Here is a 26,666-nt window from a genome sequence, read left to right on the forward strand (position 1 = left end):
GGTAGTGTGGGCTTGGTTGAATTAGACAGTCATATGATTGGCAATGTTCCGGAGGAACCAGTCAAAGACGCCAAAGGCGCTGCGAAGCAGGATAACGCATAGCGTTAGATCCGTGAGGTCGTTATCAAGATTTAATTTAAGAAGGCCCTGATAGCTTATGCTGTTGGGGCTTTTTTCGGCTGCAGAAAATCCAAAAAGTAAAAAGGGGAGTCAACCTCCCTAAAAATTAGATGCAGATCCGTTCGGGCATCGTCTCACGCCGCTCCCAGTTATCGTTATTACTAATCTATGGCTTTGCAGATTGCCTCCTTGGCATTGTATTCGCTTGCGCCTGTTTCGCAGGCTCAACGCGTCGGCGCGAATCCCATAGCAAGGCGACGATTGATCTGAGTTAATCTTTTCAAAGGTGGAGCGTTAGATCAAGGAATTATAGCCACCTTTTACTCATCATAAGTGTTCACTTTTTCAGGCGCTTTCATCATTTTGCTGACGACCTTGTCAGGCTCTCTCACTGTTTCGCTGGTTCAACGTTTCTGTGGGAACCCAATAGTCGTGAAAGTAGAATATAGTATCTGTCTCGTGGACTTGACTGAAGAAACAAAGCCAATGGTTATGTAAGTGGTAAAAAGACATGCTGTTAAGTCTCCTTGATCTCGCTTTTATTTCATGGATACTTTTCGATCTAAGAGAATAGGGCCTGTGCCTTCGGTGGCGAGTTTGTCTTGGTCGTTGTAGATGGGACACTGAGTTAAGGACAAGCAACCACAGCCAATACAGCTTGTTAGTGAGTCGCGAAGATTTTCTAGATATGCAATTCGGGCGTTTAATTCTTCATTCCAGTTTGATGCGAGAAGTTGCCAATCTTCTTTCGTCGGTGTGCGGTTCTCAGGTAGTGAGTCAAGGGCCTTCTTAATGTTATCTAACGTGATGCCGACCTTCTGAGCGGCTTTGATAACCGACACTCGGCGTAAGGTGTCTCTATGATAACGGCGCTGGTTACCTTGATTACGCCAACTCTTAATTAAGCCTTTTTCTTCATAAAAATGCAGTGTTGAGACATTAACACCGCAGCGTTTTGCCATGTAGCCTACGGTTAGTTCCTCTTTGTTCATAATCTTTCCAGTTTTAAAAATAAGTGGGAAAAAGTCTAAAAAACACTTTACCTCAATATAACTTGAGGTTCTATAGTAAAGACTCTTCTACACAGAAGGCTGCTACGGTGTGTTTTTGCCTTCGTTCATTCCAACTTTATAAGGTAATTAAGGAGAAAAAGTATGAGACTGGAACATCTTAACTTAGTCGTGAAAGATATGGATGCCACATTAACCTTTTACAAAGCCGTATTTCCTCATTGGCGAATTCGTGCTCAAGGCACATCGGATTGGTATGGCGTCCAGCGCAATTGGATGCACTTTGGTGATGATTATCAATTTCTTACCTTTAACGATAATGGTGCTGGAGAAAATCGCGACCTTAAGGGGCATCAAGTTGGACTGGCTCACTTTGCTTATGTCACTAATAACCTAGAAGCTGTTATCAATCGTATAAGGCTGGCGGGTTTTCAGGAGTCACACAGAGGACCAGAAAATCCACATAGGAAAAATGTCTATTTTATCGACCCATCGGGCTATGAAGTGGAGTTTGTTGAGTATTTATCTGACCTGCCTGAAGAGCGTAACAACTGTCATGATCTTGAATAAGAGGATTTTACCTGGCTGATACGAATGCATTAAAGAAAATAGAAAGCCGCAAGACAAGTAGTTTGCGGCTTTTAAATACCTATAGTTGAGGAAGTCGAGTGCCTAGTACTGAGAGTCTTTTAGGACTCGTTCGCCATAGATTCCATTCTTTGGAATCGGTTTATAGCTAGAATTGGCTGCACGCATAACGCGAATGCCTTCCGCGCCCGCATTCCGTGCCGAAATGATATCGCCATCAGCATCACCATAATAAATCTTGATATCATGCTGTTTTATGTATTTCGTTTTTGTATATTCAGTACGACTAGATCCGGCAAAAATGACATCATGCATATTTTTGATATCAAAGGTTTTTTTCAAATACTCTGTCGTAAAATGGCACTTCGAGCCAGTACGACCTGTAATAAAGTAGATGCTATCACCACGTTGCTGGTGCATGGCAATTAACTCTTTTGCAATGTGTTTGGGCATACTGAATTTGTCCCATCCACAGTTTGCCTTATCCCAAAATTTTTGATTGCTTAAATAAGAGTAACCATTTGGTGAGAATTCTTGTTGGCCACGATAAAAGACGGGAGAGCTAAACAAGGTCGTATCATCGATATCAAAGCCAACAGCAAAAGGTGCTTTGCCTTGGAGTTCCTGTTTGAGATCCGCAACAGAAATCATGTTCACATCCTTTGGCATGCCAGCAGTGGTCATATCAATGGTGGAATAGCCTTTATGAGTACCTGGTGTTTTCGGATCAGCATTAGCCGATAGGCTAGCTATACAAGTCAGCACTAAAGTCATTGAGCGTAAAGTATGGTTCACAGTGTTCCCTCAGCATTATTGTCATAATAGGGACCTTTGCATGACTGCTGTGCATACCAATACCGTGTTAAAAATAGACTTAAAAGGCTCGTTTATAAGGCATAAACGCTGCATTTTGTCTATTTTTCCCCGTCTAAGTTTTACTCGCGATGTCGTGCAAAGGTCTCTAACGATTCTTATTCTATAGATAAAAAATGTGACCTTCTATCATCCTGTTTTGATTTGACTAAAGCGGAGCCAGCAGCATGGCTCCGCCTAGCATCCTTTAACGTGATTTCACATCGCTCCAAATTTGTTGGAAAAGTTGCAACTGCTTACCGTCTAGGCTAGGGGTGAACTCCAAGCGCTTCATTTGCTCCGGCGTTGGCAGGGCAGGTGGCTTACGCAGAAGAGGGTCTAGGTACTGTACAGACGCTTTATTGGGTGTTGAATACATATTGTAATTAGACAACTGGGCCCCAATCTTTGGGTTAAGGATGAAATTGATAAATTCATGAGCTAGTTTTGGATGGGGAGCGCGACGGGGAATCATCATGGAATCTACCCATACTTCAGCTCCTTCTTTCGGGATCATAAACTCTAGATCTTTGAATCCCTCGGGATTGGACTCTTTATCGGCTAGGAAATCTCCGTTGTAGGTCATCCCTACTTGAGTTACTCCTCGGGCTACCTGTTGTAGAACCGGGGTCCCATCGATAAAGCCCGTAAAGTTGCTGCGTTGCTTGGTTTTCAAAACCAACTTAGCGGCATCCACCCAGTTCTGCTGGCCAGTACAATTATAACCTTTGCCTAGATAAGCGCAGGCCGCACCAAACAGGACTTGACCATCAGAAATCATAGAAAATGGCTGGCCCTCGTTTTCTTTAGGATCAAATAGCAGAGACCAACTGTCCGGAGCATGGGGGAAGACCTTGGCATTGTAAACAATACCTGTGATACCCCACTGATAGGGGGCTGTGTACTTCTCGCCTGGATCGTAGGAAGGGTCTTTGAAGCGGTCCATGACATTGTCTAGATTAGGCAGTTCGGCCTTATTAAGGGGCTGCACCAGACCAGCCTTGACCAGACGTGGCACGAAATAGTTGGACGGTACTATGATGTCGTATTGGGAATCGCCGCCAGCCTGCAGCTTGGCGTACATTTCATCGAGAGAACCGTAATAGCTCTGTACCACGTCAACATGGTATTTTTGCTCGAACGCCTTGATGATATCCGGATCCATATACTGGCTCCAGTTGAACAAAAATAGTTTTTGCTCTGCGGCATGCACTGTGGTTGACAGCAAGAGCGCGCTACCGAGCCCGACCAGCCATCGTTTTGCCTGATTATTCATATTAATGCTCCTACCACACTCTGTGGATGTTTGACTAAACTAAGACTCCTACGAGTCCTGACGAGGCCGGCGATGTGTCACCAGCAAGCTAATTACTGCGGCCACAATGACCGCACCAATCATAAGTGCTCCTACTGCATTGATTTCCGGTGTTATTCCTTTCTTGACGGCTCCCCAGATATAAATTGGTAGGGTCGAACTTTGTGGCCCTGCGGTAAAAAAGCTGATCACGAAATCATCGATCGATAGGGTGAACGAGAGGAAAAAGGCCGAGATTAACGCTGGCTTAATGGCCGGAATAATAAAATGCAGAGTACGCTTAAGCGGTGAGGCGTATAGATCCTTAGCCGCATCGAACAAGGTGGCATCAAGCCCTACAAAACGGGAATAGACAATCAGTGCCACAAAGGGAATCTCGAAGGTAACATGGGAGAGGACCATGGTATCAAGTCCGGGAGACAGCCATCCGGTGAGGCTGTTGAGGCGCACAAAGAAAGTCATGTCAGCGATCCCAAATACAATATCTGGCATCACAATCGGCAGGTAGATAAGGATAATTAGCCAGCCAAGTTTACGATGGCGGTGGCGGTATAGGCCATAGCCAATCAGCGAGCCAAACAGCAGGGCAATCACCGAAGAAGAGATCGCCAGTATCAGGCTGTTACTAAGAGCACTCAGTACCTGACTGTCGGAGAATAATTCCCGATACCAGCGCAGGGAAAAGGACTCAAAGGTGGCGGCACTATTGATTGAGTTAAAGGAGAATAGCACCACTACTGCGAGTGGTAGATACAGAAAAAACAGCAGTAGCCACCAGTAGATAGTCAGAGAAGCTTTAAAGGAACGTCGACTCATATGACCACCTCCTCACCACCGCCAACCCGTTTGCCGAGTCTACGCAGCAGGAAAATACCCACTAGAGTGGCTACTAGCATGAGGAGGGCACCAGCGGCGCCGTAAGGCCAGTTGGAGGCACCAGTAAACTGGGTGGCGACCAGGTTGCCTATCATCGTGGAGCGCCCACCACCCAGCAACTCAGGTACCACGTACATGCCAAAGGCTGGCACGGCGACCAGCACGACTCCGGCCAGCAGGCCGGGCAGGGTCTGCGGAAAAACTGCTGTCCAGAAGGCCTTGACTGGTGAGGCATAAAGATCCCGCGCCGCTTCAACCAGATGGACATCGAGTTTTTCAAAGGCAGAGTAAAGGGGCAATATCATGAAAGGGAGAAAGTTATAAACTAGGCCGATGGTTACAGCAAAGTTAGACGGGAATAGTCCTAAATGGGGTGGAATCCACCCCATCCACTGGGCAAAATTGGACAATGGGGTTTCTGGGGCGAGCAGGTTCATCCAGCCAAACGCTCGGATAACCTGATTAGTCCAGGACGGCAGCACCACCGCCAGCAGCATAATAGGGCGCAAGGAGACTCGGCAGGTGGTGATGTAGTAGGCCAGCGGATAAGACAGTATTACCACAAGGCCAGTGGCCACCAAAGTCTGCCATAGAGAGCGTAGTAAAGTGTAAATATTCCCTGGGCTCCAACCCAGAAAACCGAAACCGGCCAACTGACGGAACGAGTCCAGAGTTAGCGGCATGCCGGGCTGACCGTAGGTACCGTTGGTCATGAAAGCCATACTCACTAGATACAGGCTGGGCAGCACTAGAAAAATGATAATCCATAACGCCCCCGGTGCTGTAGTCCATAAAAGGTGTAGTGTTTCGCGAAGTTGTAGGCGGCGTTGGGAGATAGTGAATGACGATTGAGACATGACTAATCCTCGCTGGCCACGGTGACAATATCTTCGGGACAAACACTGATCAGTACTTGTTCCCCGACATTGTAAAGCTTCTGGCCCTGGTTACTGCTCAGCGCCACCAGAGAGACTTCACCGATCTGTAAACGGTATTCGATAAAGCTGCCTCGGTAGAAATGCTCTTTTACCAGTGCTGTAAACTGGTTGGCGTACTGGGCGGCATCGGGGCCTATTTCAATGGTCTCAGGGCGGATCAACACTTTGTTGCCTTGAGTTTGGGTTTCAACTTCAAGGATTCCCAGTGGGGTTTCCAGTTTATTTGCTTGCCGGGAGGTGATATCGAACAAATTTGTGTGGCCCATAAAACGTGCTACAAAGGTATTGGTGGGACGTTCGAAAATCTCCCTGGGTGTACTCAACTGCTGAATCTTGCCAGCATTGAGTACCGCAATTCTGTCCGACATGACCATGGCTTCCTGCTGATCGTGGGTGACGAATACAAAAGTCATTCCCAGACGGCGTTGTATGCGCTGCAGCTCGACTTGCAACTGGCCACGCAAGCCTGCATCGAGGGCCGAAAGCGGTTCATCAAGCAGTAACACATCCGGCTCACAGACTAGCGCCCGGGCCAGAGCGATACGCTGGCGCTGCCCGCCGGAGAGCTGTTCGATGCGTCGCCCCAGCAAAGGACTTAGCTGAATAAACTCTGCCATGTCTCGCACTCGGCGATCCCGCTCGGCCTTGGCCACACCCTGCATTTTAAGGCCAAAGGCAATGTTGTCTTCAACGTTCAGGTGAGGAAATAGGGCGTAAGACTGAAACACCGTATTGATGCTGCGTTTGTGGGATGGTATTTCGGTGACATCCTTGCCGCCGATTTTTACTACGCCACTGTTGGCAGTATCCAGACCAGCCAGAATGCGCAGCAGAGTGGTCTTACCACACCCCGATGGCCCAAGTAGGGTAAAGAATTCACCGGGTCGAATCGTTAGATCAACACCATCTAGTGCAATATCGTGACGGTTAAAAAATTTTTTGACACCTTCTAAGGTAATGGATGAGGCTTCCCGTGCGGGGGCACCGGTTGCTAGTTCTTGCTCTTGCTTTGATGTAGTGGGGGACGCCGTTCGCTCTGTTGCCAATGTTTGTGTCATAATAAAGGGCCTATCAAATTCGCAAAACACTTAGTCTGACAACGTCAGACCTCCAAGGTGAATACTAATCTTTAAGCTTAAAAATGCAGATCCTCGTCCTACAGGAAATACCAGATAACAAATTACAGTGTTGGCCGTTGCCGAATTTCCTTACTAATTAATTTGGCTGTGGGCCCAGTGTTTGCCATGCTGTGACCAAAGCCGCCATCGGCTCACGCTTACCGGCGGGATGCTCTGACTCCATATTGTAAAAATACTACCATTCACTTTTACAGATAAGATGTACCCACTTGGGGGTATAGTTTGAGTCCCCTACCAACACTGAAAAACAAGATTTTATTGCTCCATACATTGCTAGCCCCTCCTCCTGTGGCTAAAGGATTCTGTCAAACAAGACATAAGATTTGTTTAATGACACCCTAATCAATCCAGTTTAGTTTACAGTTATCGAATAATGGCAAAACTATGCAAGTAGAGCTATCAAATAATGGCAAAAATATGAACGCATGGCTATCTGCTAGTGATAAACACTTGAAAAGCTTATTTTTCAACTCTCCGGCTAATTTTTTTCGGGCACTTTTGAGTAAGTTGGTTTGTGATAGGGAGCCGAAATGTCTGTCCATATTGTAAGCGCACCAAATATGGGCAAAATCAATAGCGTTAGAGTGTGATGTTCCATCGACCCATAGGTGAGAAGATATGCCCATAGGTCGATGAAGTCTGATTCATATTGATTACTAGTTGCTTAAATCAACCATGACTTTAACCATGCCCAGATCCGTCACTAAGGAGGGAATCGTCTCAGATAAACTTGTAAAACACAGTTTATCTGCCAAGGTTTCTGTCTTGATGTAATCAAGGTGTTGCTGACACCAATGAGCCAGTTCGTCACTCGCTTCGATGCTAATGTCGATACGATCCAATACCTTGTAGCCCTGTTGTTTACGCATTTTCTGTATGTGGCTAACAATTTCTCGCATGGCGCCTTCTGCCACCAGTTCTTCTGTCAGTTCTGGGTCGATGCTGATCGACACAAAACGGTTGGATGTGGTGTGCGTACCTGCTTTGGCCTGACGATAGACGTGAATCTCCTCTTGGTTAAATACCTGCCCGTCCACCTCGATTTGCCCGTGGGTTTCTAGGTGCTCCAACTCTTGCTCATTGAGTTGCGCAATGCGTGCTGCATAGTGTTTCATCTGCTTGCCAAGGCGTTTGCCCAAAACAGGGAAATTCGCTTTAGCGTAGAAGTCGATGTAGTCATTTTCTTGTTGGCTAAAGAATACGTCTTTGATGTTCAGCTCTGTTTGAATGTAATCCGTCAAACGGGCGATGTCGTTTAGTACCTGAGCCTCTTTATGCAATACGGTCAGCGATTTGAGCGGGGTTTTTAGTTTAATTTTCAAATCGTTACGCAGTTGACGACCCATTACCAAGATATGCTGAACACGAGCGACACTGGCTTCTAAGTCTTCGTGTTTTAATGCCGTATTCGCTGTGGGGTAGTCACACAAATGCACAGACTCTGGCCTATCGTTAGCGGAAAAAGGCAGCAGCTCTTGGTATAGATGTTCCGCAAGGAAGGGCGTAAAAGGTGCCATTAACCTACTAAATGTCTCCAAACAAGAGTACAAAGTGTGATAAGCCTGCAGTTTGTCTTCATTCATTTCTTTTTGCCAAAAGCGGGCTCGATTCAAGCGGATATAGCCATTGGTGAGATCTTCGATAAACTCAAAGAGCGCAGGCACCACGTTGTAGAGATGGTAGGCTTGCATCTCCTGATTGACCTTGGTGGTTAAGGTTTGCAGGCGAGACAATATCCATTGGTCCAAGATGTTATTAGAGGGGTTGTCCGATCCTGTGTCTTGCCATTGGTCGATTTCGGCGTAGGTCGAGAAGAAGCGAAAACCATTGAGCCAAGGCAACAAGACCTGACGCACCATGTCTTGTACGCCCGCGTCAGAAAAACGTTGCTCTTCTGCTTTTACCAAGCCAGAGTTGATCAAATAGAGACGCAAAGCATCCGCCCCGTAGTGCTCCATCAGAGTATCAGGGGGCGTGTAGTTTTTGAGGCGTTTGGACATTTTCTTGCCATCTTCCGCCATCACGATGCCATTGACGATAACGTTTTTAAACGCTGGTCGCCCGAACAAACATTGGCTGAGAACTTGTAAGGTATAAAACCAGCCTCGTGTTTGATCCACCCCTTCGGCGATAAACGCCGCTGGGAAGTTTTGCTCAAATTGCGCTTTATTTTCAAAGGGGTAGTGCACTTGTGCATAAGGCATGGCACCGGACTCAAACCAGCAGTCGAATACTTCTGCAATACGTCGATAAGTGCCTGGTTCCTCAGGAAGGGAGAAAGTCAGCTCATCAACATGATCACGATGCAAATCGTCGACAGTGACGCCGGTGTAGTTTGTTAACTCTTCTATAGAGCCAAGGCACATGTGTTTGCCTGTTGTATCGTTTACCCAGATTGGCAGCGGAGTACCCCAATAGCGGTTACGCGACACCGACCAATCGATCGCCCCTTCTAACCATTTGCCCATGCGGCCTTGTTGGATATGCTCTGGCACCCAATTGATCTGTTCGTTGTTGGCTTGTAGCTCGGCACGCATTTGCTCTACCTTGATGTACCAAGAGGGCACAGAACGGTAGATGATGGGCGTATCGGAGCGAGGGCAAAAAGGATAACTATGGGTGATGGTTTCTTGACGGTACAAAAGATCACGCGCTTTTAATGTTTGCATGATGGCTTTATCGGCGTCTTTCACATACAAGCTCTCGAAGTCAGTTACTTCATGGGTGAAGCGGCCACGGCTGTCTAAAGGGCAAACAGAAGCGTGTAGACCATTGGCTTTGCAGACGCGGTTATCGTCTTCACCAAAGGCGGGAGCCATGTGGACAATGCCTGTACCACTGCCAGTCGAGACAAAATCATCGGCCAATACTTGAAAAGCGCCGGATTCATTTAAGTGGCTAAAATAGGGGAAAAGCGGTTCATAGCGTTTACCGCTCAAGTCGGCTCCCTCAACTCTATCAAGCACCTCTACATCATGGCCTTTGCACACAGATTCCAGTTGCGCCTTGGCGAGCCAAAGGGTTTTGTTGATAGTGGTATCATGGACTTTGACATAAGGAATGTCTGGGCCAACACACAGGGCAAGATTTGAAGGTAATGTCCAAGGAGTCGTCGTCCATGCGGCAAAATAGGCGTCTTCTCCTACGAGTTTAAACAACACAGTGACCGCAGGGTCTTGAACGTCCTTGTAGTTAGAACTGGCTTCAAAGTTGGATAATACGGTTTCCAGCTCAGTGGAGTAGGCAATGACCTTGTCGCCTTGGTAGACGAGCCCTTTATCCCACAACTGTTTAAAGACCCACCAAACAGACTCCATGTACCATGGCTCCATGGTGCGATAATCGTTGTCAAAATCTACCCAGCGGCCAAGGCGTGTGATGGTCTTTTCCCACTCGCAGGCATAACGTTGAACAATGCCACGGCATTCCGTGTTGTAACGGGCGATCCCCAGCGATTCAACCGCTTCTTTGGCGGACATACCAAGGGATTTATCGATTTCATGCTCGATGGGCAAACCATGGCAATCCCAACCAAAACGGCGCTCTACATGGAATCCTTGCATCGTAAAGTAACGCGGGATGATGTCTTTGATGGTCGATGCCACCAGATGACCATGATGGGGCAACCCCGTTGCAAACGGCGGCCCATCGTAAAACACATAGTCGGGCTTATTTTTCGACGCGGCAAGAGAACGCTTAAAAATCTGTTTGTCCTGCCAAAATGTCAGTACAGCCTGTTCGGCATCAACGAACGAAAAACGCTCGGATGTAGAGGGATTATTAGCCTCGGGGGCTAAATGCGAAGGGGAGTCTTGATTGCTCATATCGGCTTCCTGTTAACACCCAAGAAGCAGAAAAAAGAAACCCGCCTCTTGGGCGGGTTTGCTTTATTTACGCAACAACGAGCCCACCACTCCTAGGAATGATGATAATAATTCGTTGCTGAGTAAGGGATACATTTTTCATGGCTCTATTTTTACCTTTGATCAGAAGAATCGTCAAGGGGCTAGTTATTTTTCTTCAACCCCAAGTAGTTCTCTATCCCTTTGATCTGGTCTTCCGCGTGGTGGTTGACGTAGAGCACCGTGGTTTCTTTGCCTTCACAAATTTTCTCAATAAGAGCGAATACAAGCTGGCGGTTCATATCGTCTAGACCAAGGCAAGGTTCGTCTAGGATCAATAATGGCGGGTGTTTGACCATGGCGCGGGCGATGAGTAATAAACGCTGGTCGCCGTAGGGGAGTTTGTTAAAGGGTTGGTCAGCGCAGTCTTCCATGCCCAATAGTGCAAGCCATTGGTCGGCGATTTGCTGTACATGCCGATGCTGTCGTAGAGGCCGGAAATAATGACGTTTTTACAGCTGGTGCTGACGCGATATTCCCATTGCAGTGCCGTGGAAACGTAGCCGATAAATTGTTTGATCTGCCAGATGCTTTCGCCGTTGCCTCGCTGGAATCCGAAGATAATATAAATAACTTAAGTGTAGTTTAATATTGCAATTTTATAAACGGTATGCCAACTTAGATGTATTGGCTTATGGATAGATTTTTGTTCGCGCATCGCGAACAGTGGAACAATTGTCCGTTAGGATTGCCTTATAGTATTATCAATGTCCTTATAATACTTATAGCGCGTAAGAGTATCCATAAGCCATCTCTTATTAAGTGGAATCGTTTATGTCAAAGCTAAACTATTTAAGGTCTATATCAAGCAAACCTGAATTCGCTAAAGCTTTGAACATATCCCCCAAGTTCCTAACTCACACTCTTTACGTTGTTCGACCTGAAAATCAATACCATACATTCAATATAGATAAAAAGTCAGGAGGTCAACGTACGATAAATGCACCCTCAGATGAATTGAAAAGTTTACAGGCAGCATTATCTAATTTACTTTTAGATTGTGTTGGTGAAATAAATGCTTCTAAATATCCAAAATCACAGCTTGCTTCACCAAAATTAAAAAATAACAAAATAGATTCAGATTATTCGGCAGAAGTTTTAAAAATTAAAATATCGAATTCAGCTATTCGACAACCCTCTTTATCTCATGGTTTTACAAAAGATAGATCGATTATTACCAATGCAATGATGCATATAGGAAAGAAAAATATTCTCAATATTGATCTTGAAAATTTTTTTGATTGTTTTAATTTTGGTCGTGTGCGTGGTTTTTTTCTTAAGAATAAGAACTTCCAGTTTAACCCTGAAATTGCAACTGTAATTGCTCAAATTGCATGTTATGAAAACAAGCTTCCTCAAGGAAGTCCATGCTCTCCTATTATTACAAACTTAATTGCTCATAGCTTGGATATACAGTTGGCTTCATTAGCGAGAAAGTATAAATGTACTTATACACGATACGCTGATGATATCACTTTTTCTACTAACCTATCTACTTTTCCAACTGAAATAATGGCAGAAGAAAAAGGTATTTATACATCAGGTAAAAAACTAAAGAATGAGATAGAGAGAGCTGGATTCTCTATTAATGATAAAAAAACTCGTATTCAATATAAAAATTCACGGCAAGATGTTACTGGACTCGTCGTGAATAAAAAACCAAATGTTAAAAATGAGTATTGGCGAACAGTTCGGGCTAAGTGTAACAGTCTTTTTAAAACTGGTAGATTTATGACCACAAAAAATGGTGTCGAAGTTGAAGGGAATATAAATGAACTGGAAGGACAACTAAACTTTATCGATCAAATTGATCATTATAATCGTATGAGGCAAAAGCCTCCATTAGTTTCAGAATATGCAATTAAGAAAATTGGAATAAATGATCATTCCACTAAGGAACTTCTGACAGGACGGGAAAAGACTTTTAGTCAATTTTTATACTATAAATCATTTTATGGAAACGATAAGCCTACTATTTTATGTGAAGGTAAAACAGATAATATTTATCTGAAGTCTGCTATAAGTGAACTGGCAATAAATTATCCAAATCTAGCTTCTTTTACTAGTGAGATAAGTAAAAAAGGTATCCCATATAAAAAATACAATTTGTTAGTTAATTTTTTTGAATACTCTAGACGTACTCGATTTTTTTTAGAGTTATTTGGTGGTGTTGGTGATCTTAAAAAAATCATTCTGAACTTCGAGAAGAGTCAAAGAAAATATCAATGTTCTAATCCGAAAAATCCAGTCATAATTCTTTTAGATAATGACACAGGCCCGAAAGATATTGTTGCATTGTTGCAACGTAAGCCTTTAGTTAATAAAATCACTTTAGTCCCTCAAGGTCTTGATCCAAAAACTGATGTTCGAAAGGCTCAGTTCATACATGTAACTCGAAATTTATATGTTATTTTTACTCCATTAGATCCTTCAGGGAATGCTACTGATATTGAGTATTTCTTTGATGATAAAACTAGGCTCATGAAATATAGTGGGAAATGCTTTAACACTGTAAAAAATAGAAATGGTACAACAGATCTGAGTAAGGATAACTTTGCAACTCATATTGTTAAAGCACAAAAGAAGGGGGTTGATTTCAATGGTCTAAAACCACTGTTAGACTCTATTGTTTCAGTAATTAAGCATTACGACACGATTAAATAAGCTCTTTATTCTATGTTGATTTTAAAAGCCAACTCATTTAGTTGGCTTTTGTGCTTCTGAAAGGCGTCAATTTAACTGTTCTTCTTCAACCCCAAGTAGTTCTCTATCCCTTTAATCTGGTCTTCCGCGTGGTGGTTGACGTAGAGAACCGTGGTTTCTTTGCCTTCACAAATTTTCTCGATAAGAGCGAGAACAAGTTGGCGGTTCATGTCGTCTAGTCCAAGGCAGGGCTCGTCTAGGATCAATAATGGTGGGTGTTTGACCATGGCACGAGCGATGAGTAATAAACGTTGGTCGCCGTAGGAGAGTTTGTTAAAGGGTTGGTCGGCGCGGTCTTCCATGCCTAGCAGTGCAAGCCATTGATCGGCGATTTTCTTTTGGTTATCGGTGGATTTGCTGTACATGCCGATGCTGTCGTAAAAGCCGGAAATAATGACGTTTTTGCAGCTGGTGCTGACGCGGTATTCCCATTGCAGTGCCGTGGAAACGTAGCCGATAAATTGTTTGATTTGCCAAATGCTTTCGCCGTTGCCGCGTTGGAACCCAAAGACGAAAATATCGTTGGTATAACATTGCGGATGATCTCCGGTGATCAAAGATAAAGCACCGGTTTTGCCGCTGCCATTGGGGCCGCTGAGTTGCCAATGTTGGCCGCGTTCTATGGTCCAATCTAGCTTATCAACAATCACGGTATCACCGTATTTGATGGTGGCTTGGTTGAGTCTGACCAGCGGTTGGTTTGGGTCGAGTGCTGGCAAGGTGTTGGCTGGATCGGCTTCCGGCACTTGTAGGTCTGTGGTTTTTAAATGCAGTAATTGATACAGCTCGTTAAAGGCACTTTTGTCTTTTTTGTCTACCGTTAGCGCCAGTTCGCCCTTATCTACATAGGCGACATGAGTGATGAAGGTCGGCATTTCATCAAATCGGTTAAGTACCATCACCATGGGTATGGTATCGACTATGCTCGCCAAATGTTCTTGTAGCATGATAAGCGTATTGGCGTCTAAGCCGTCGAAGGGCTCATCGAAAATTAATAAATCTGGTTTGCTGGACAAAGCGCGAATCAGCATGACTTTACGCGTTTCGCCTGTGGAAAGTTTACGAAAGGCACGGTCAAGTAATTGGTTTAAACCGAACTTCTCGACTAATGCGTGTGCCAGCTCTGGGTCTTGGCAGTTATCGAAAATCATTTCATGAACGGGCGTGCCGAGGGAAATCACGTCCATGATGTCGGCGTCGTCTTTTTTTAGTTCTTTGGCAATCAGTTCGGCTTGGGCTTCAAAAGACACCAATCCCACATTTTGTGGAAGGCCTGTTATCGTGCCACTTTCAATCTCACCAACGCCTGCAAGCACGGCCGCCAAGGCCGATTTGCCCGCGCCGTTTGTACCGGTGATTACCCAGTGTTGGCCGGGATCAATGGTCCAGTTAATCTCGCTTAGCGTAAAGCGATCATCAAAGTTCACCGTTACCTTGTTGAAGAGAATATTGTCTAAGCGGATGCTGCCCATGGTATTTCCTAATGTTTTGTTGAGAACAAGAAAGACAAAAAAGCCGAGTTCTGAAGCCCGGCTTTTTAAATGAAAATGACGATGTTATGAGCGAAGCCAATACGAGTCTATTTTTAACAAAGTATTGGCGAGCGCAATAATCGTATTAAACGATTTTTTTCATGTCCGCCATATGACCACGTAATACCGCGCCAACTGCTTCAACTGGATGAGAGCGAAGCGCTGTGTTTACTTCGATCAAACGAGCGTTGTCCACGCCATTGTCTTCTACAGTAAGCCCTTTACCGATGACGTCAGACTTGATGCCTTTCATGAAATCAGCCAATAGAGGCACACAAGCATGGTTGTATAGGTAGCAACCGTATTCTGCTGTATCAGAGATCGTCGCGTTCATTTCGTACAGTTTCTTACGAGCGATGGTGTTCGCGATGAGTGGGGTTTCATGTAGAGACTCATAATAAGCCGATTCTGCAATGATGCCCGCAGCCGTCATGGTTTCAAATGCTAGCTCAACACCTGCTTTCACCATAGCCACCATCAAGATACCCTTGTCGAAGTACTCTTGTTCAGAGATTTCTACGTCGCCAGCAGGTGTTTTCTCGAAGTTGGTTTCAGCGGTATCTGCACGCCATTGAAGCAAGTTTTTGTCGTCGTTTGCCCAGTCTTCCATCATGGTTTTAGAGAAATGACCGCTCATGATGTCGTCTTGGTGCTTGTTGTACAAAGGACGCATGATTTGCTTAAGTTCTTCAGCCAGATCAAATGCTTTGATTTTAGCTGGGTTAGAAAGACGATCTAGCATGTTAGTCACGCCGCCGTATTTCAATGCTTCAGTCACGGTTTCCCAACCGTATTGGATTAATTTAGAGGCGTAACCTGGATCGATGCCCTCTTCAACCATTTTGTCGAAGCAAAGGATAGAACCTGTTTGCAACATACCACAAAGGATAGTTTGCTCACCCATCAAGTCAGATTTCACTTCGGCGATGAAAGAAGACATCAAAACGCCTGCTTTATGACCGCCAGTACCGACAGCGTAAGCTTTTGCTAGGGCTAGACCTTCGCCTTTAGGGTCGTTGTCTTCATGAACAGCGATCAGTGTTGGAACACCGAAGCCACGAACGTATTCAGCACGTACTTCAGAACCTGGGCACTTAGGCGCTACCATGATAACCGTTAGGTCTTCACGGATTTTCATACCTTCTTCTACGATGTTGAAACCATGAGAGTAAGATAGACAAGCCCCTTCTTTCATAAGTGGCATAACCGCGTTAACAACTGCAGTGTGTTGTTTATCTGGTGTTAGGTTAAGAACCACATCAGCTGTTGGGATCAAGTCTTCGTAAGTACCAACGGTAAAGCCGTTCTCTGTGGCGTTTTTCCAAGACTGACGTTTTTGAGCGATGGCTTCAGGACGCAATGCGTAAGAGACATCAAGGCCAGAGTCGCGTAGGTTCAAGCCTTGGTTAAGACCTTGTGCACCACAACCGATGACAACCATTTTTTTGCCTTTTAGCGCTTCTACGCCATCCGCAAATTCTGACATGTCCATGAAACGGCATTTGCCCAGTTGTTCTAGTTGCTCGCGTAGCGGCAATGTATTGAAGTAGTTAGCCATGGTAAACATTTCCTAGTTTTTATGTTTAATGTATCGGCCATAACAACATGCCGATATTAAAAATGGATGACACAGCCGCCAAGCAAGATTCTGATGACGTTCTGCGAGTAGAGCTAATCTATCCTAGTAACATTTTTTCGTAAATTGATATATTCGCAATATAGTGTCCCACTTTTTGCAAACATGGTTTATGATGAGTAGTTCGTAGGCGAAGGTGTGTTATGAAGATTAGAACGATCAAGCAATTTCTTGCGTTAGCGGAAGCATTGAATTTCGGGCGCGCTAGCGACGAATGCCATATCAGTATTTCCGCCTTGTCGCGTAACATTCGACACTTAGAAGATGAACTAGGTGTTGTGTTGTTTAATCGTGATAATCGCACTGTTGTGTTGACCAAAGAAGGACAAAAGTTTCTCAAGTACGCCCGTGATACTAGTCGGCAATGGGATTTGATCCGCCATGAGCTGACGGACAATCCCGATGAGCTGAGTGGTGAAATCAGTCTCTATGGCTCGGTCACGGCCAGTTATAGTTTCTTGTATGAATTACTGCGCCGTTTTCGCATTGCCTATCCGGCGATTGAGATTAAGCTGCGTACTGGTGATCCAGAGCATGCGATCGGGCACATTCTGGATGGTAAAGAAGACATTACCATTGCTGCGCGGCCTGCGAATTTACCCCGTGGTATGGCGTTTAAGCCCATTGCCATTTCACCTTTGTTATTTATTGCGCCACTAGATCAGCAAGTACCGAATGTACCCGCCAATCCCCCTACTAGACCAGAAGAGTGGGCGCACATTCCAATGATCCTGTCGGAAAGTGGCGTGTCTCGAACCCGTGTCGATGAGTGGTTTCGCCAACATGATATTACACCACGAATTTATGCGCAGGTAACGGGTAACGAGGCCATTGTGAGCATGGTGAGTTTAGGCTTTGGCATTGGTGTAGTGCCCAAAATCGTCTTAGATAATAGCCCGTTGATGGATCGAATTAAGGTGCTAGAGGTAAAGCCTGAGTTAGCGCCTTACGACATTGGTTTGTTTACCTTGAAGAAAAACTTAAAAAATCCCTTGGTCGACGCTTTTTGGAGTTTGATGTAAGACCTATTTGCCAATGTCTCGTTAGAGAGTAATTAGAAAGAGTGATATATGTTTAAGTGGTTTAATGCCTCCATTACGAGAAAAGTGAGTAGTCTTTCTTTTGTTCTGTTGTCTTTTTTGTTTATTGTGATTCTTTATTCTGTTTTAAAACTGCAGAAAATCAATTATGAAATGCGAGAAGTGGCTCAGATCGATGTGCCTTTATCAGACGTTATTTCAGAGATTGAGCTTATACAACTTAAGCAACATTTATTGATGGAAACCATCCGTCAACAAAAACAAGCTCTTTTCGACCATCCATCACTGAAAAAGAAAGCCTTGCTCGGATTCAATGACTATAGCCAGTCATTGTTTAAACAATTAGTTAAAGCCACACAGGTCATTCAAAATGGACTGAAACGTGGTGGTGTCCGTATAAAAGTGGCGGATCATCAAACACTGATGAAACAGATTCGTTCATTGCATGTTGAGCGAGAGACTTTTGATCATCTAGTAAACCTGTTTTTTTTACATGGAGACACTGATTTTTCTCTCCATTGGGGCAACATAGAAAAACATTGTCAAAAACTCGATGCTCAGTCCGATATGTTATTAAAAAATATCGATCAACTAACCCTCAAAGCGTCTCTTTATACTGAAAGACAAGAGCAAGAATTGATGATAGTGAACGCGATCTTAGGTATCGCGGCATTGTTCATCGGGACGTATTTGACCTTATACATTGTGCAGTCGGTACGGAGCCGAGTGGGTTCTATTCGTTGGAAAATTGAATCTTTACATCGAACAATAGGGGAAGACTCTGATGAAGTGGGTCGCACTGCCTATCAAGATTTAGATGAGTTTAGTGTGCTTGAAGCGGATTTGAATATTTTGACGAATCGACTTTCTAAAGAGCGTAGCAATCGCTATGAAGTAGAGCGTCAATTGATTGAACTTGCCACCCGAGATAAGTTAACAGGCGCCTATAATCGTCATAAATGGGATGAGTTATTAAAAGAAGAGTTAGCGTTAGCTAATCGTGGTGGTCGATTTAGTCTTGCGCTGATCGATGTTGATTACTTTAAAAAAATTAATGACATGCATGGTCACGGTGTGGGGGACAAAGTGTTGCAATTTCTGGTGACTGAGTTAAACAAACTCATCCGCGAGACCGACATATTGTTCCGAATTGGTGGGGAAGAGTTTGCCATTCTCCTAAAAAATACAGGTCTGGATGAGGCCGGTAAGCTTGCCGAAGCGCTTCGCTTGAAAGTTGAAACATTCAACACACCTTCTCTTCCTAGATTTACGATCAGCCTAGGTGTAACAGGCAGCCAAGAAAACGACGATCAAGTTAGTATTTTAAAACGTGTGGACACGCTGCTGTACGAAGCGAAAGGGGCAGGGCGAAATCAGGTGAAAATAGGTTAGCTCTCCTATGCCTTATCAAGAGAGTCTCAATGAGAAATTCTCTTTTGCCATAGACACGCCGTTAATCATGATTTCCACGCTATGTTGTCCACTGTAATAGGCTCTTGTGGTAATGGGTTTGAAAAGGTGCTTCTTGGTGATGGATAGGTCTTTACCTGCAGGCAGAGTGACTTTTTTCCATTTAAATACTTTGGGTGAGGTCGTGCCGTTTTTCTTTTGATGATGGATAACATAATCAATCATTAACGTTTGGTCTTTATTTAGGTCTGAGCTGAGTGAAAAGGAAAACACAAGTGATTGATTTAGTGAAACGTTAGGCGTTGCAATAGTCAGTTGATGGCTTTTTAATTCTGGTGTGCCATAACCGAATGCTTTGAGTGCCGTGGTGTGGCCTTGTTTTAATAAGGTGCGACAAGCGTGACGAAGGAGTCGCTGGCGAGGTGTATTTGCCCCTTTCATCCAGTCGATGGCGAGATCCGCGACGAGATCTGGGTGATCTTTGGCGATGTCATTCAGGTTGTTGGCAACCGAGCGGCGTACATATTCTTCTGGATCATCGCGGAGTTTTTCTAATAAGCGAATCACGGGCGTAGGATCTTTAATAAAGTCTGGCAACTGCATCGCCCATGGCAAGCGTGGACGAGTTCCTTCGGATATTAAGCGCCGTACATGTTTATTTTGGTCGGTAATCCAGCTATCTAGCGTCTTTAAGGTTTTTTCTGGTGCCGCTAATAAGAAAAAACGAATACCAAACTCGGAGGTAAAGCGACGAGTCATGGCGTTTAGCAAGGTCATCGAAAATTCATGATAGTCGATACCATATTGCCCCACGTAATCCGCCATCGGCATAATGGCCCAACCTGTGATGCCACTTTCCTCTGCATATGAATCGTTGCTGTCTGACTCCGTTGCCAGACTGGCAAGCAGAATATTGCCCGCTTGGATAAAATCTTTGGGTAAATAAGAGGCCATGGCCTTGGTGATTTGTGCTGAGCGTTCTTTCAGCTCTAGCGTTTCAAGTTGATAACAAGCCGCTTCGGTAAAGCTTTGAGCATCAAACTCTGTCCAATGATGTTGAAAGTGGCCTGCCATTTTTCTAATAACAGTGTCATTGAAGAGGTTTTTAAAAGGTTCAGACATTGGTTTCGTTTCCTTTAGCGGTATGATCTTAAATTCCACCTACCTAAATATGCCGCTATATTGGCACATACCTGTGTCAATTTCTGTCAGTATAAAAAAACACTTTTTGTTGGCCGCGTTGATATTCTGACAGACTGCGGTATATACTTTCTAGATCCCATTCACTCGTCAGATAAAGGAGGCCACCCATGCAAGAAATTGCATATCAATGTGAATTAGATTTCGCATTTCATCTTGGTGATCCACGCACAGCGCAAATTTGTTGTTAACGCACAGATTTCGCTGATATTACTATTCTGAACTGATACACAACGTCTGAACATTGTCAGTGCTCATCTGTGCCTATCTTTTGATATGTTGCGCATAGGTGATTTATGTCTTTAATTTCTGTTATCGAATTATCTTATCAAGCGGGTAGTAAGCACCTGTTTGACTCTTTGTCTTTTTCCATTGAATCTGGCGATCGTATTGGCCTTGTGGGTCACAATGGTTGCGGTAAATCAACGCTATTAAAACTTCTTCTTGGCGAGCTGACGCTAGACAGTGGTCAGTTGCATCGTCAGCGAGGGCTTAAGATTGGCTTGGTTGAGCAATTTTTATCCCCAGAGTTAGAAGCCATTTCGGCCCATCAAGCGGTACTGGATAATATTCCGGCGGATGAACAGGTCGTTCGTGGTTATCAAGTTGATACCTTGTTACAGCAGCTTGGCTTTGACGAGGCGACCCTGCAAAGACCCTTAAACACTCTCAGTGGCGGGCAGAAAAACCTCGTATTATTTGCTCGTGCCATCATTCAAGAGCCTGAATTGCTGTTGTTGGATGAACCAGGCAACCATATGGACAGTCAGGCGATGTATTGCTTAAAACGTTATTTGAGCTTGCCGGATACCCCGTCGTTTCTGATGATTTCCCATGACCGTGATTTATTGGACTCAGTGACACAACGGACTTTGTGGCTACGTGATGGGCGTTGTTATGCCTTTCATCTTCCTTATTCACAAGCCAAGGTCGCGCTTGCGGAGTCGGATGAAGCGGCCCGAAAAACTCGGGAAGCGGAAGAAAAAGAAATCGATAAGCTAAAAGCCAGTGCCAAGCGATTGGCTACCTGGGGGAAAGTGTACGACAACGAAGACTTAGCACGAAAAGCCAAGTCCATGGAAAAACGCATCGATAAGTTGGAAATCAATAAAACCTTTGTCACTCAAGGGTCAGGGTTATCCTTAAAAGTGGACAGTGAGTTTTTAAAAACCAAACAAGTCTTTGTTTTTGAAAATGAAACCATTAGCAGTCCTGATGGTCGACCGCTGTTTAGCATTGCCGATCTTAACTTTCGCCCCGGTGATCGTATTGCTCTACTGGGTGTCAATGGGAGTGGTAAATCCAGCTGTATTGAGCACTTGATAAAGGTGCATCAACAAAATGTTGGTGAGCAGAGTACCACCCGTTTTAACCCTAATGTGCGCATTGGCTATTTTGACCAAGAGCTTGAGCAGTTCAATGTTGAACTGGGGATCGCGGATTGGATCCGACAAAACTGTACTGCCAGCCAAGAAGAGATTCGCCGTGTGCTGATCCAATGGGGCTTTCCCTACCTTGATCATGGCCGACGAGTCAATGTGCTCAGTGGCGGAGAACGGGCACGTATTTTGCTGCTAACCTTTCTGTTGGAGCAACCGAACCTGTTGATCATGGATGAACCGACCAACCATATTGATTTGCAGGGTAAGGAAGAATTGGAGTCTGACCTGACGCAAGAGGGCATCTCTTTGCTGTTTACTTCCCATGACCAGCGGTTTATTGAAAATATCGCGACTCGGTTTTGGTGGATCCACAATGGTCAGCTGGTGGAACTGCACGATAGCGATGTTTATTTCACTTCTCAGGGAGATGACGCCGGTAGTAAACCAAGTGCATTCACTGATGCGTCTCCTTTATTTCCAGAAGAGTCGGTTGCTACAGCGGCCATGACGGAAGATGAGCGAATATTGGAGCGTATTTGCGAATTGGAGCGGTTGCTAGAGGAGGATCTGGCTCGTAAACCCAAACGCCAGAAGCCCGCTAAGCAACAACAATGGCAGAAGGAATTGAATGTCTTAAACCAACAACTTGAATAGAGTCGCTTTTATTCCTGATGTAAGCAGGGCTTTTCGAGCATGGAATGCCCTGCTTTCGGCATTAAATACAGGATAAATGACCGTGACGGAATACCAAGTCATTTGTGGTATCGTCCTTTGAAACGTGTCGATTGAGCTCCATATTTGTTCAACCGTCCTAACAAAAAAAGGTGAGCTAAATGAGTAAATTGGCGAAAAAATCTATTGAAACGGCCTTTTTGGGCTTGGAATATCTGCCGAATCGCACACCAGGAATGGCCTTTTCTGGTGGTGCGAGTAAGGCCTTTCTTGAATTATCTCAATATCGAGATGGTGCCATTTATGTGGGGCATTACTCTGGTAACAGTGAATGGGAGCGGCATTCCGTTGGTGATGAAATTGTCATGGCTTTAGAGGGAACGACTACGCTGGTGCTATTAATTGAAGGTCAGGAAGAAAAGCATCCGCTTAAAGAGCAGGAATTATTCGTTGTCCCTAAGAATGTATGGCATAGATTTGAATCATCGACCCACCTCAAGGTGATGACTGTGACACCACAACCCACTGACCACTCTTTAGAGAGACCAACAGACTCATAACGGTATTTGGTTATCAGACGTGACAAGAGCGAATTAACATAATATAAGACCTGTATAGTGCGTATTGTTTTCAGTCCGATCTTTTTTCATTTAACCCATCATAAGGTGAGCAGGTTATGTTTTCAGTGACGGATTCTTCCCATGAAGATTCTCATAACGGTTTGGCTTCTTATCAAAGTATGAAAGACAGTATCTTGCATCATTTGCGTTATACCTTGGTGCATTTGCCTCAGCAAGCTACCCCAAGAGACTGGTGGCTGGCCTTGTCCCTCGCGATCCGTGATCGTATTACGGATGACATGGTAGAAACGCAGGTGTCGCATACGCGAGAGAATGTGCGACGGGTGTATTACCTATCAATGGAATATTTGATGGGGCGAATGCTGATCAATAATGCTCATAATGTTGGTGTGTATCACGAAGCGAAACAAGCCATTGAAGAACTGGGCTTGGATTGGGAGCAAATTTGTGATGAAGAAATGGACATGGGTCTAGGAAACGGAGGGCTTGGGCGCTTAGCCGCCTGTTTTCTGGACTCGTTAGCGACCTTAGACTTACCCGCGATTGGCTATGGCATTTATTATGAATTTGGTTTGTTCAAACAAGAGTTCTTACAGGGGAAACAGGTAGAGCATCCGGATACTTGGATCAAATATGGTACACCTTGGGATGTCATGCGTCCGGAGTATTCGCAAACCATTCAGTTTTATGGCCGCGTGGAAGTCTCCTTCGATAGCGCTGGTAACTGTCGGCCGAATTGGGTGGATACACGAAGTGTTATGGGCGTACCGTTTGATATTCCTGTCGCCGGCTATGACACGAAAACCGTCAACTTTTTGCGATTGTGGTCTTCCCATTCCACAGAAGATTTTGACTTGGAAGAATTCAACAAGGGCGATTATGTAGAAGCAGTGCATTCTAAAGTCCTTGGGGAAACGATTTCCAAGGTATTGTATCCGAATGACCAAAATGCCAATGGTAAAGAGCTGCGTTTAATACAACAGTACTTTTTTGTAGCATGCTCTTTAGCGGATATTTTACGACGGTTTGAGGTGATGAATTCGGATTGGTCGATGCTACCAGAAAAAGCCGCCATCCAATTGAATGATACGCATCCCGCCATTGCCGTTGTCGAATTGACTAGGACGTTACTGGACGACAAACATTTAAGCTGGGAGGCCACCTGGGATATTGTCACTCGTACTTTCGCTTATACCAATCATACTTTACTGCCCGAAGCGTTAGAAAAATGGGGGGTGGAATTATTCGAAAGGGTACTACCACGACATTTGCAGTTAATTTATGAAATCAACTATCGCTTTCTAAGTGACGTTGAGCAGCACTGGCCTGGTAGGGATGATATCAAACGGGCGATGTCCATCATCGAAGAAGGGGATCATAAAATGATCCGCATGGCCCACTTGGCGGTGATTGCAAGCCATAAGGTTAATGGTGTGGCAGAACTGCATTCACAATTACTCAAGAGTGAGTTGTTTCCTTATTTTGATCAGCTTTACCCTCATAAATTTACCAACAAAACCAATGGCATCACTCCACGCCGCTGGTTATTGAATTGTAATGAAGGGCTGGTGCAACTCTTTGACCAATATGGTATCGAAAACGACTGGCCAAAGAACTTAGATAGGCTGCGTCAGTTAGAAACCTTACAGGATGACGAGGACTTTCTGACCGCTTTTATGGACGTCAAACATCAAAATAAAGTCCATCTTGCCCAGATTATTAAAAGAGAATGTCATATCGACGTGGATCCCCATGCTTTGTTTGATGTGCAAATCAAACGCTTGCACGAATATAAACGTCAGCATTTAACGCTATTAAATATTCTGACGCTCTACCATCGATTATTAAATTCACCCGAGTTAGATATGGTCCCGAGGGTCTTTATTTTTGGCGCCAAAGCGGCTCCGGGGTACGCATTAGCCAAAACCATTATCCATGCCATCAATTCCGTTGCGGATGTGATCAATAATGACACACGCATTAATGGGAAATTGAAAGTGGCCTTTTTGCCCAATTATCGAGTTTCCTTGGCATCACATATTATTCCAGCGGCCGATTTGTCCGAGCAAATCTCCACTGCTGGGAAAGAAGCCTCTGGAACAGGGAATATGAAACTGGCATTAAATGGCGCGGTGACGATTGGCACCTTGGATGGGGCGAATGTGGAAATATTGGAAGAAGTGGGACCAGAGAACATTTTTATCTTTGGGCTCAATGTCGACCAAGTCCAAGAACTGGATCGCCATGGCTACCAGCCTTATCAATATTACCAACAAGATGAAGAGCTGAAAGGTGCCTTAGATTGGCTCTGTTCTGGGCATTTCTCGCCAAACAACCCCCATGCCTTTGATGATATTCGAAATAGCCTCCTTCAAGGTGGGGATCCTTATAAAGTCATGGCAGATTATCGAGCTTACGTTGATTGCCAACAACGCGTCTCAGAAGCCTATCAAGACAAAATTCGTTGGGCAAAAATGGCGGTGATGAATACCGCTCGGGTGGGCAAATTCTCATCGGATCGTACCATCCAAGAATACGCTGATGAGATTTGGACATTACCACCTTATTCGGTTTAAAGCGTATTGGCTGCTCTTAGAACCATTAGAAAAAGAGAAAAAAACATATGAAACAAGACATTGTACATATTGCCCTAGTGGTTCGAGACTATGATGAAGCCATTGATTTTTATGTAAATAAGCTAAAGTTTGAACTGTTGGAAGACACCTACCAGCCAGAGCAAGATAAACGCTGGGTGGTCGTGTCGCCGCCAGGTTCAAAGGGGGTGACTTTGTTATTGGCAAAAGCCTCTAAACCGGAGCAAATGGACTTTATCGGCCACCAAGCGGGTGGTCGTGTCTTCCTATTTTTAAATACTGACGATTTTTGGCGAGACTACGAACGTATGCTCGCCGAAGGAATTCACTTTATCCGACCGCCTGCCGAGCAGGAATACGGTACAGTGGCGGTATTTGAAGATTTATACGGCAACCTATGGGACTTGCTGCAACTAAAAGACGACCATCCTATTTCTAGCCGAGTAAAAGCGCTCACCTGATATGTCGTTTTATCAGGTTATTCCTTCCCCTTTTGTTTTCCAAGGTTAGGACGGGGTGTTCTGGTTGGTCGTGCTTTAGTGCGACATCTGCAGTTGTTGTCTTATCGTTGGGCCTTTTTCGGTATCCTCTAAATCGCTTTGAGCCACCAGTTTATTCCGCTCTGCTGAGCGTGTAACTTTTGCCAAACGATACAAAAGTAACCAAAAGATCTTTTTTTAGAGCAGCGCCTCGTTTCCTCATAAGGGAATAGCTTTTCAATGCAGGTCCTAATCAAGGCATAGAATTGTGTGGTTGTATGGAGAAAGGTTTTCTTTAACTGACTTTGAAGCGCCATAGGGTCGCGCAACTTCGTTGCGTCGAAGCTACTTTCTCAGGCATTTGTGTACAGAAGGTGAAGGCAACCGATCTCGGTCCCTTCTCCTTTTGTCTTCCAAGGGGAAGGAGGTGATGGGGGTGTTCTGGTAAGTTGTGTTAGCGTGATATCAAATGAATTAGCATGGTTATTAAAATTTCATACTTACTTTAGGATTTGAAGTATGCGAGAAAATAGAGAAGAGAGTCTAATTGCTAAAACCTTTTCCAAAAAAGGCTATTCAATTTTGAAAGAACCTGATGGGAATGTGCCTCCAGATATCGTGCTAGATAAAACAATAGCAGTAGAAGTTACGAGATTGAGTAAAGTCCTAGAAGTTGAGGGGTTAAAGAAGTCAATCG

Annotated in this window: 18 protein-coding genes and 1 pseudogene; 8 read left to right on the forward strand and 11 right to left on the reverse strand. The window is 44.6% G+C overall.

Translation table 11 applies throughout. The features are described 5' to 3' along the window. Positions 1-659: 659 nt before the first annotated feature. Complete coding sequence (soxR, locus tag JHD45_RS21670; RefSeq protein ID WP_199478681.1) at positions 660-1,112, reverse strand: redox-sensitive transcriptional activator SoxR; 453 nt, start codon at positions 1,110-1,112, stop codon at positions 660-662. A 162-nt stretch (positions 1,113-1,274) separates the two neighbouring features. Here soxR and JHD45_RS21675 point away from each other — a divergent pair, with 162 nt between their 5' ends. Further along, the gene (locus JHD45_RS21675; protein ID WP_199478682.1) at positions 1,275-1,700 is read left to right on the forward strand and encodes a VOC family protein; all 426 of its coding nucleotides are present in this window, start codon (positions 1,275-1,277) and stop codon (positions 1,698-1,700) included. A 102-nt stretch (positions 1,701-1,802) separates the two neighbouring features. Here the strand turns inward: JHD45_RS21675 and aphA are convergent, their stop codons facing one another. The 7 genes and pseudogenes from aphA to JHD45_RS21710 all read right to left on the reverse strand — a co-directional run. Continuing rightward, entirely contained in the window at positions 1,803-2,513 is a 711-nt protein-coding gene (gene aphA, locus JHD45_RS21680; RefSeq protein ID WP_199478683.1) for an acid phosphatase AphA, read from the reverse strand. Between the two features lie 265 nt (positions 2,514-2,778). Then, positions 2,779-3,846, reverse strand: a complete 1,068-nt coding sequence (locus JHD45_RS21685; protein ID WP_199478684.1) for an ABC transporter substrate-binding protein — start codon at positions 3,844-3,846, stop codon at positions 2,779-2,781. A 48-nt stretch (positions 3,847-3,894) separates the two neighbouring features. Further along, entirely contained in the window at positions 3,895-4,701 is an 807-nt protein-coding gene (locus tag JHD45_RS21690) for an ABC transporter permease (protein ID WP_199478685.1), read from the reverse strand. Next, positions 4,698-5,618 carry an ABC transporter permease gene (locus JHD45_RS21695; protein ID WP_199478686.1) on the reverse strand — a complete coding sequence of 307 codons (921 nt, stop codon included), beginning with the start codon at positions 5,616-5,618 and terminating at the stop codon, positions 4,698-4,700. Before JHD45_RS21695 ends, JHD45_RS21690 begins: the two co-directional genes overlap by 4 nt. A 2-nt stretch (positions 5,619-5,620) precedes the next feature. Continuing rightward, a complete protein-coding gene (locus JHD45_RS21700; RefSeq protein WP_199478687.1) occupies positions 5,621-6,757 on the reverse strand; it encodes an ABC transporter ATP-binding protein in 1,137 nt (378 codons plus the stop codon). 737 nt (positions 6,758-7,494) lie between these two features. Then, positions 7,495-10,662 (reverse strand): isoleucine--tRNA ligase, encoded by a 3,168-nt coding sequence (gene ileS / locus JHD45_RS21705; protein ID WP_199478688.1) that lies wholly within the window; start codon positions 10,660-10,662, stop codon positions 7,495-7,497. 182 nt (positions 10,663-10,844) lie between these two features. Next, positions 10,845-11,302 (reverse strand): annotated as a pseudogene (locus JHD45_RS21710) (ABC transporter ATP-binding protein); the annotation flags it as partial. A 212-nt stretch (positions 11,303-11,514) separates the two neighbouring features. Here JHD45_RS21710 and JHD45_RS21715 point away from each other — a divergent pair. Beyond that, complete coding sequence (locus JHD45_RS21715; protein WP_199478689.1) at positions 11,515-13,404, forward strand: retron Ec67 family RNA-directed DNA polymerase/endonuclease; 1,890 nt, start codon at positions 11,515-11,517, stop codon at positions 13,402-13,404. 71 nt (positions 13,405-13,475) lie between these two features. Here JHD45_RS21715 and modF read toward each other — a convergent pair whose 3' ends face one another. Together modF and ilvC are read right to left on the reverse strand one after the other, a co-directional pair. After that, entirely contained in the window at positions 13,476-14,915 is a 1,440-nt protein-coding gene (modF, locus tag JHD45_RS21720; protein ID WP_199478690.1) for a molybdate ABC transporter ATP-binding protein ModF, read from the reverse strand. Between the two features lie 145 nt (positions 14,916-15,060). Beyond that, on the reverse strand, positions 15,061-16,533 hold the full coding sequence (gene ilvC / locus JHD45_RS21725; RefSeq protein ID WP_199478691.1) for a ketol-acid reductoisomerase: 1,473 nt from the start codon (positions 16,531-16,533) through the stop codon (positions 15,061-15,063). Between the two features lie 221 nt (positions 16,534-16,754). On the opposite strand from ilvC, the gene ilvY reads away from it, so the two are divergent. Together ilvY and JHD45_RS21735 are read left to right on the forward strand one after the other, a co-directional pair. Then, positions 16,755-17,633 carry an HTH-type transcriptional activator IlvY gene (gene ilvY, locus JHD45_RS21730; RefSeq protein ID WP_067019892.1) on the forward strand — a complete coding sequence of 293 codons (879 nt, stop codon included), beginning with the start codon at positions 16,755-16,757 and terminating at the stop codon, positions 17,631-17,633. A 48-nt stretch (positions 17,634-17,681) separates the two neighbouring features. Then, positions 17,682-19,043: a GGDEF domain-containing protein gene (locus JHD45_RS21735; protein WP_199478692.1), complete on the forward strand. Its 1,362-nt coding sequence runs from the start codon at positions 17,682-17,684 to the stop codon at positions 19,041-19,043. A gap of 15 nt (positions 19,044-19,058) precedes the next feature. On the opposite strand, the gene JHD45_RS21740 is transcribed toward JHD45_RS21735, so the two are convergent. Continuing rightward, complete coding sequence (locus JHD45_RS21740) at positions 19,059-20,183, reverse strand: DNA alkylation repair protein (RefSeq protein WP_199478693.1); 1,125 nt, start codon at positions 20,181-20,183, stop codon at positions 19,059-19,061. Between the two features lie 374 nt (positions 20,184-20,557). On the opposite strand from JHD45_RS21740, the gene JHD45_RS21745 reads away from it, so the two are divergent. The 4 genes from JHD45_RS21745 (at position 20,558) to JHD45_RS21760 (ending at position 25,951) form a co-directional block, all read left to right on the forward strand. After that, the gene (locus tag JHD45_RS21745; protein WP_199478694.1) at positions 20,558-22,297 is read left to right on the forward strand and encodes an ABC-F family ATP-binding cassette domain-containing protein; all 1,740 of its coding nucleotides are present in this window, start codon (positions 20,558-20,560) and stop codon (positions 22,295-22,297) included. A gap of 179 nt (positions 22,298-22,476) precedes the next feature. Continuing rightward, the gene (locus tag JHD45_RS21750) at positions 22,477-22,875 is read left to right on the forward strand and encodes a cupin domain-containing protein (protein WP_199478695.1); all 399 of its coding nucleotides are present in this window, start codon (positions 22,477-22,479) and stop codon (positions 22,873-22,875) included. A gap of 116 nt (positions 22,876-22,991) precedes the next feature. Further along, entirely contained in the window at positions 22,992-25,472 is a 2,481-nt protein-coding gene (locus tag JHD45_RS21755) for a glycogen/starch/alpha-glucan phosphorylase (RefSeq protein WP_233407992.1), read from the forward strand. A gap of 47 nt (positions 25,473-25,519) precedes the next feature. Further along, positions 25,520-25,951, forward strand: coding sequence for a VOC family protein (locus JHD45_RS21760; protein WP_199478696.1), 432 nt, complete (start codon positions 25,520-25,522; stop codon positions 25,949-25,951). The last annotated feature ends 715 nt before the right edge of the window (positions 25,952-26,666 follow it).

Origin of the sequence: Marinomonas spartinae (genome assembly GCF_016461715.1) — a bacterium.
Lineage (GTDB): Bacteria > Pseudomonadota > Gammaproteobacteria > Pseudomonadales > Marinomonadaceae > Marinomonas > Marinomonas spartinae_A.

Coding starts and splice junctions, on each gene's coding strand:
- JHD45_RS21700 (WP_199478687.1), bottom strand. CDS start 6,757: ATGACACAAACATTGGCAACAGAGCGAACGGCGTCCCCCACTACATCA.
- JHD45_RS21745 (WP_199478694.1), top strand. CDS start 20,558: ATGTCTTTAATTTCTGTTATCGAATTATCTTATCAAGCGGGTAGTAAG.
- JHD45_RS21735 (WP_199478692.1), top strand. CDS start 17,682: ATGTTTAAGTGGTTTAATGCCTCCATTACGAGAAAAGTGAGTAGTCTT.
- ilvY (WP_067019892.1), top strand. CDS start 16,755: ATGAAGATTAGAACGATCAAGCAATTTCTTGCGTTAGCGGAAGCATTG.
- modF (WP_199478690.1), bottom strand. CDS start 14,915: ATGGGCAGCATCCGCTTAGACAATATTCTCTTCAACAAGGTAACGGTG.
- JHD45_RS21685 (WP_199478684.1), bottom strand. CDS start 3,846: ATGAATAATCAGGCAAAACGATGGCTGGTCGGGCTCGGTAGCGCGCTC.
- JHD45_RS21760 (WP_199478696.1), top strand. CDS start 25,520: ATGAAACAAGACATTGTACATATTGCCCTAGTGGTTCGAGACTATGAT.
- JHD45_RS21690 (WP_199478685.1), bottom strand. CDS start 4,701: ATGAGTCGACGTTCCTTTAAAGCTTCTCTGACTATCTACTGGTGGCTA.
- JHD45_RS21715 (WP_199478689.1), top strand. CDS start 11,515: ATGTCAAAGCTAAACTATTTAAGGTCTATATCAAGCAAACCTGAATTC.
- ileS (WP_199478688.1), bottom strand. CDS start 10,662: ATGAGCAATCAAGACTCCCCTTCGCATTTAGCCCCCGAGGCTAATAAT.
- JHD45_RS21695 (WP_199478686.1), bottom strand. CDS start 5,618: ATGTCTCAATCGTCATTCACTATCTCCCAACGCCGCCTACAACTTCGC.
- JHD45_RS21750 (WP_199478695.1), top strand. CDS start 22,477: ATGAGTAAATTGGCGAAAAAATCTATTGAAACGGCCTTTTTGGGCTTG.
- JHD45_RS21755 (WP_233407992.1), top strand. CDS start 22,992: ATGTTTTCAGTGACGGATTCTTCCCATGAAGATTCTCATAACGGTTTG.
- JHD45_RS21740 (WP_199478693.1), bottom strand. CDS start 20,183: ATGTCTGAACCTTTTAAAAACCTCTTCAATGACACTGTTATTAGAAAA.
- ilvC (WP_199478691.1), bottom strand. CDS start 16,533: ATGGCTAACTACTTCAATACATTGCCGCTACGCGAGCAACTAGAACAA.
- soxR (WP_199478681.1), bottom strand. CDS start 1,112: ATGAACAAAGAGGAACTAACCGTAGGCTACATGGCAAAACGCTGCGGT.
- JHD45_RS21675 (WP_199478682.1), top strand. CDS start 1,275: ATGAGACTGGAACATCTTAACTTAGTCGTGAAAGATATGGATGCCACA.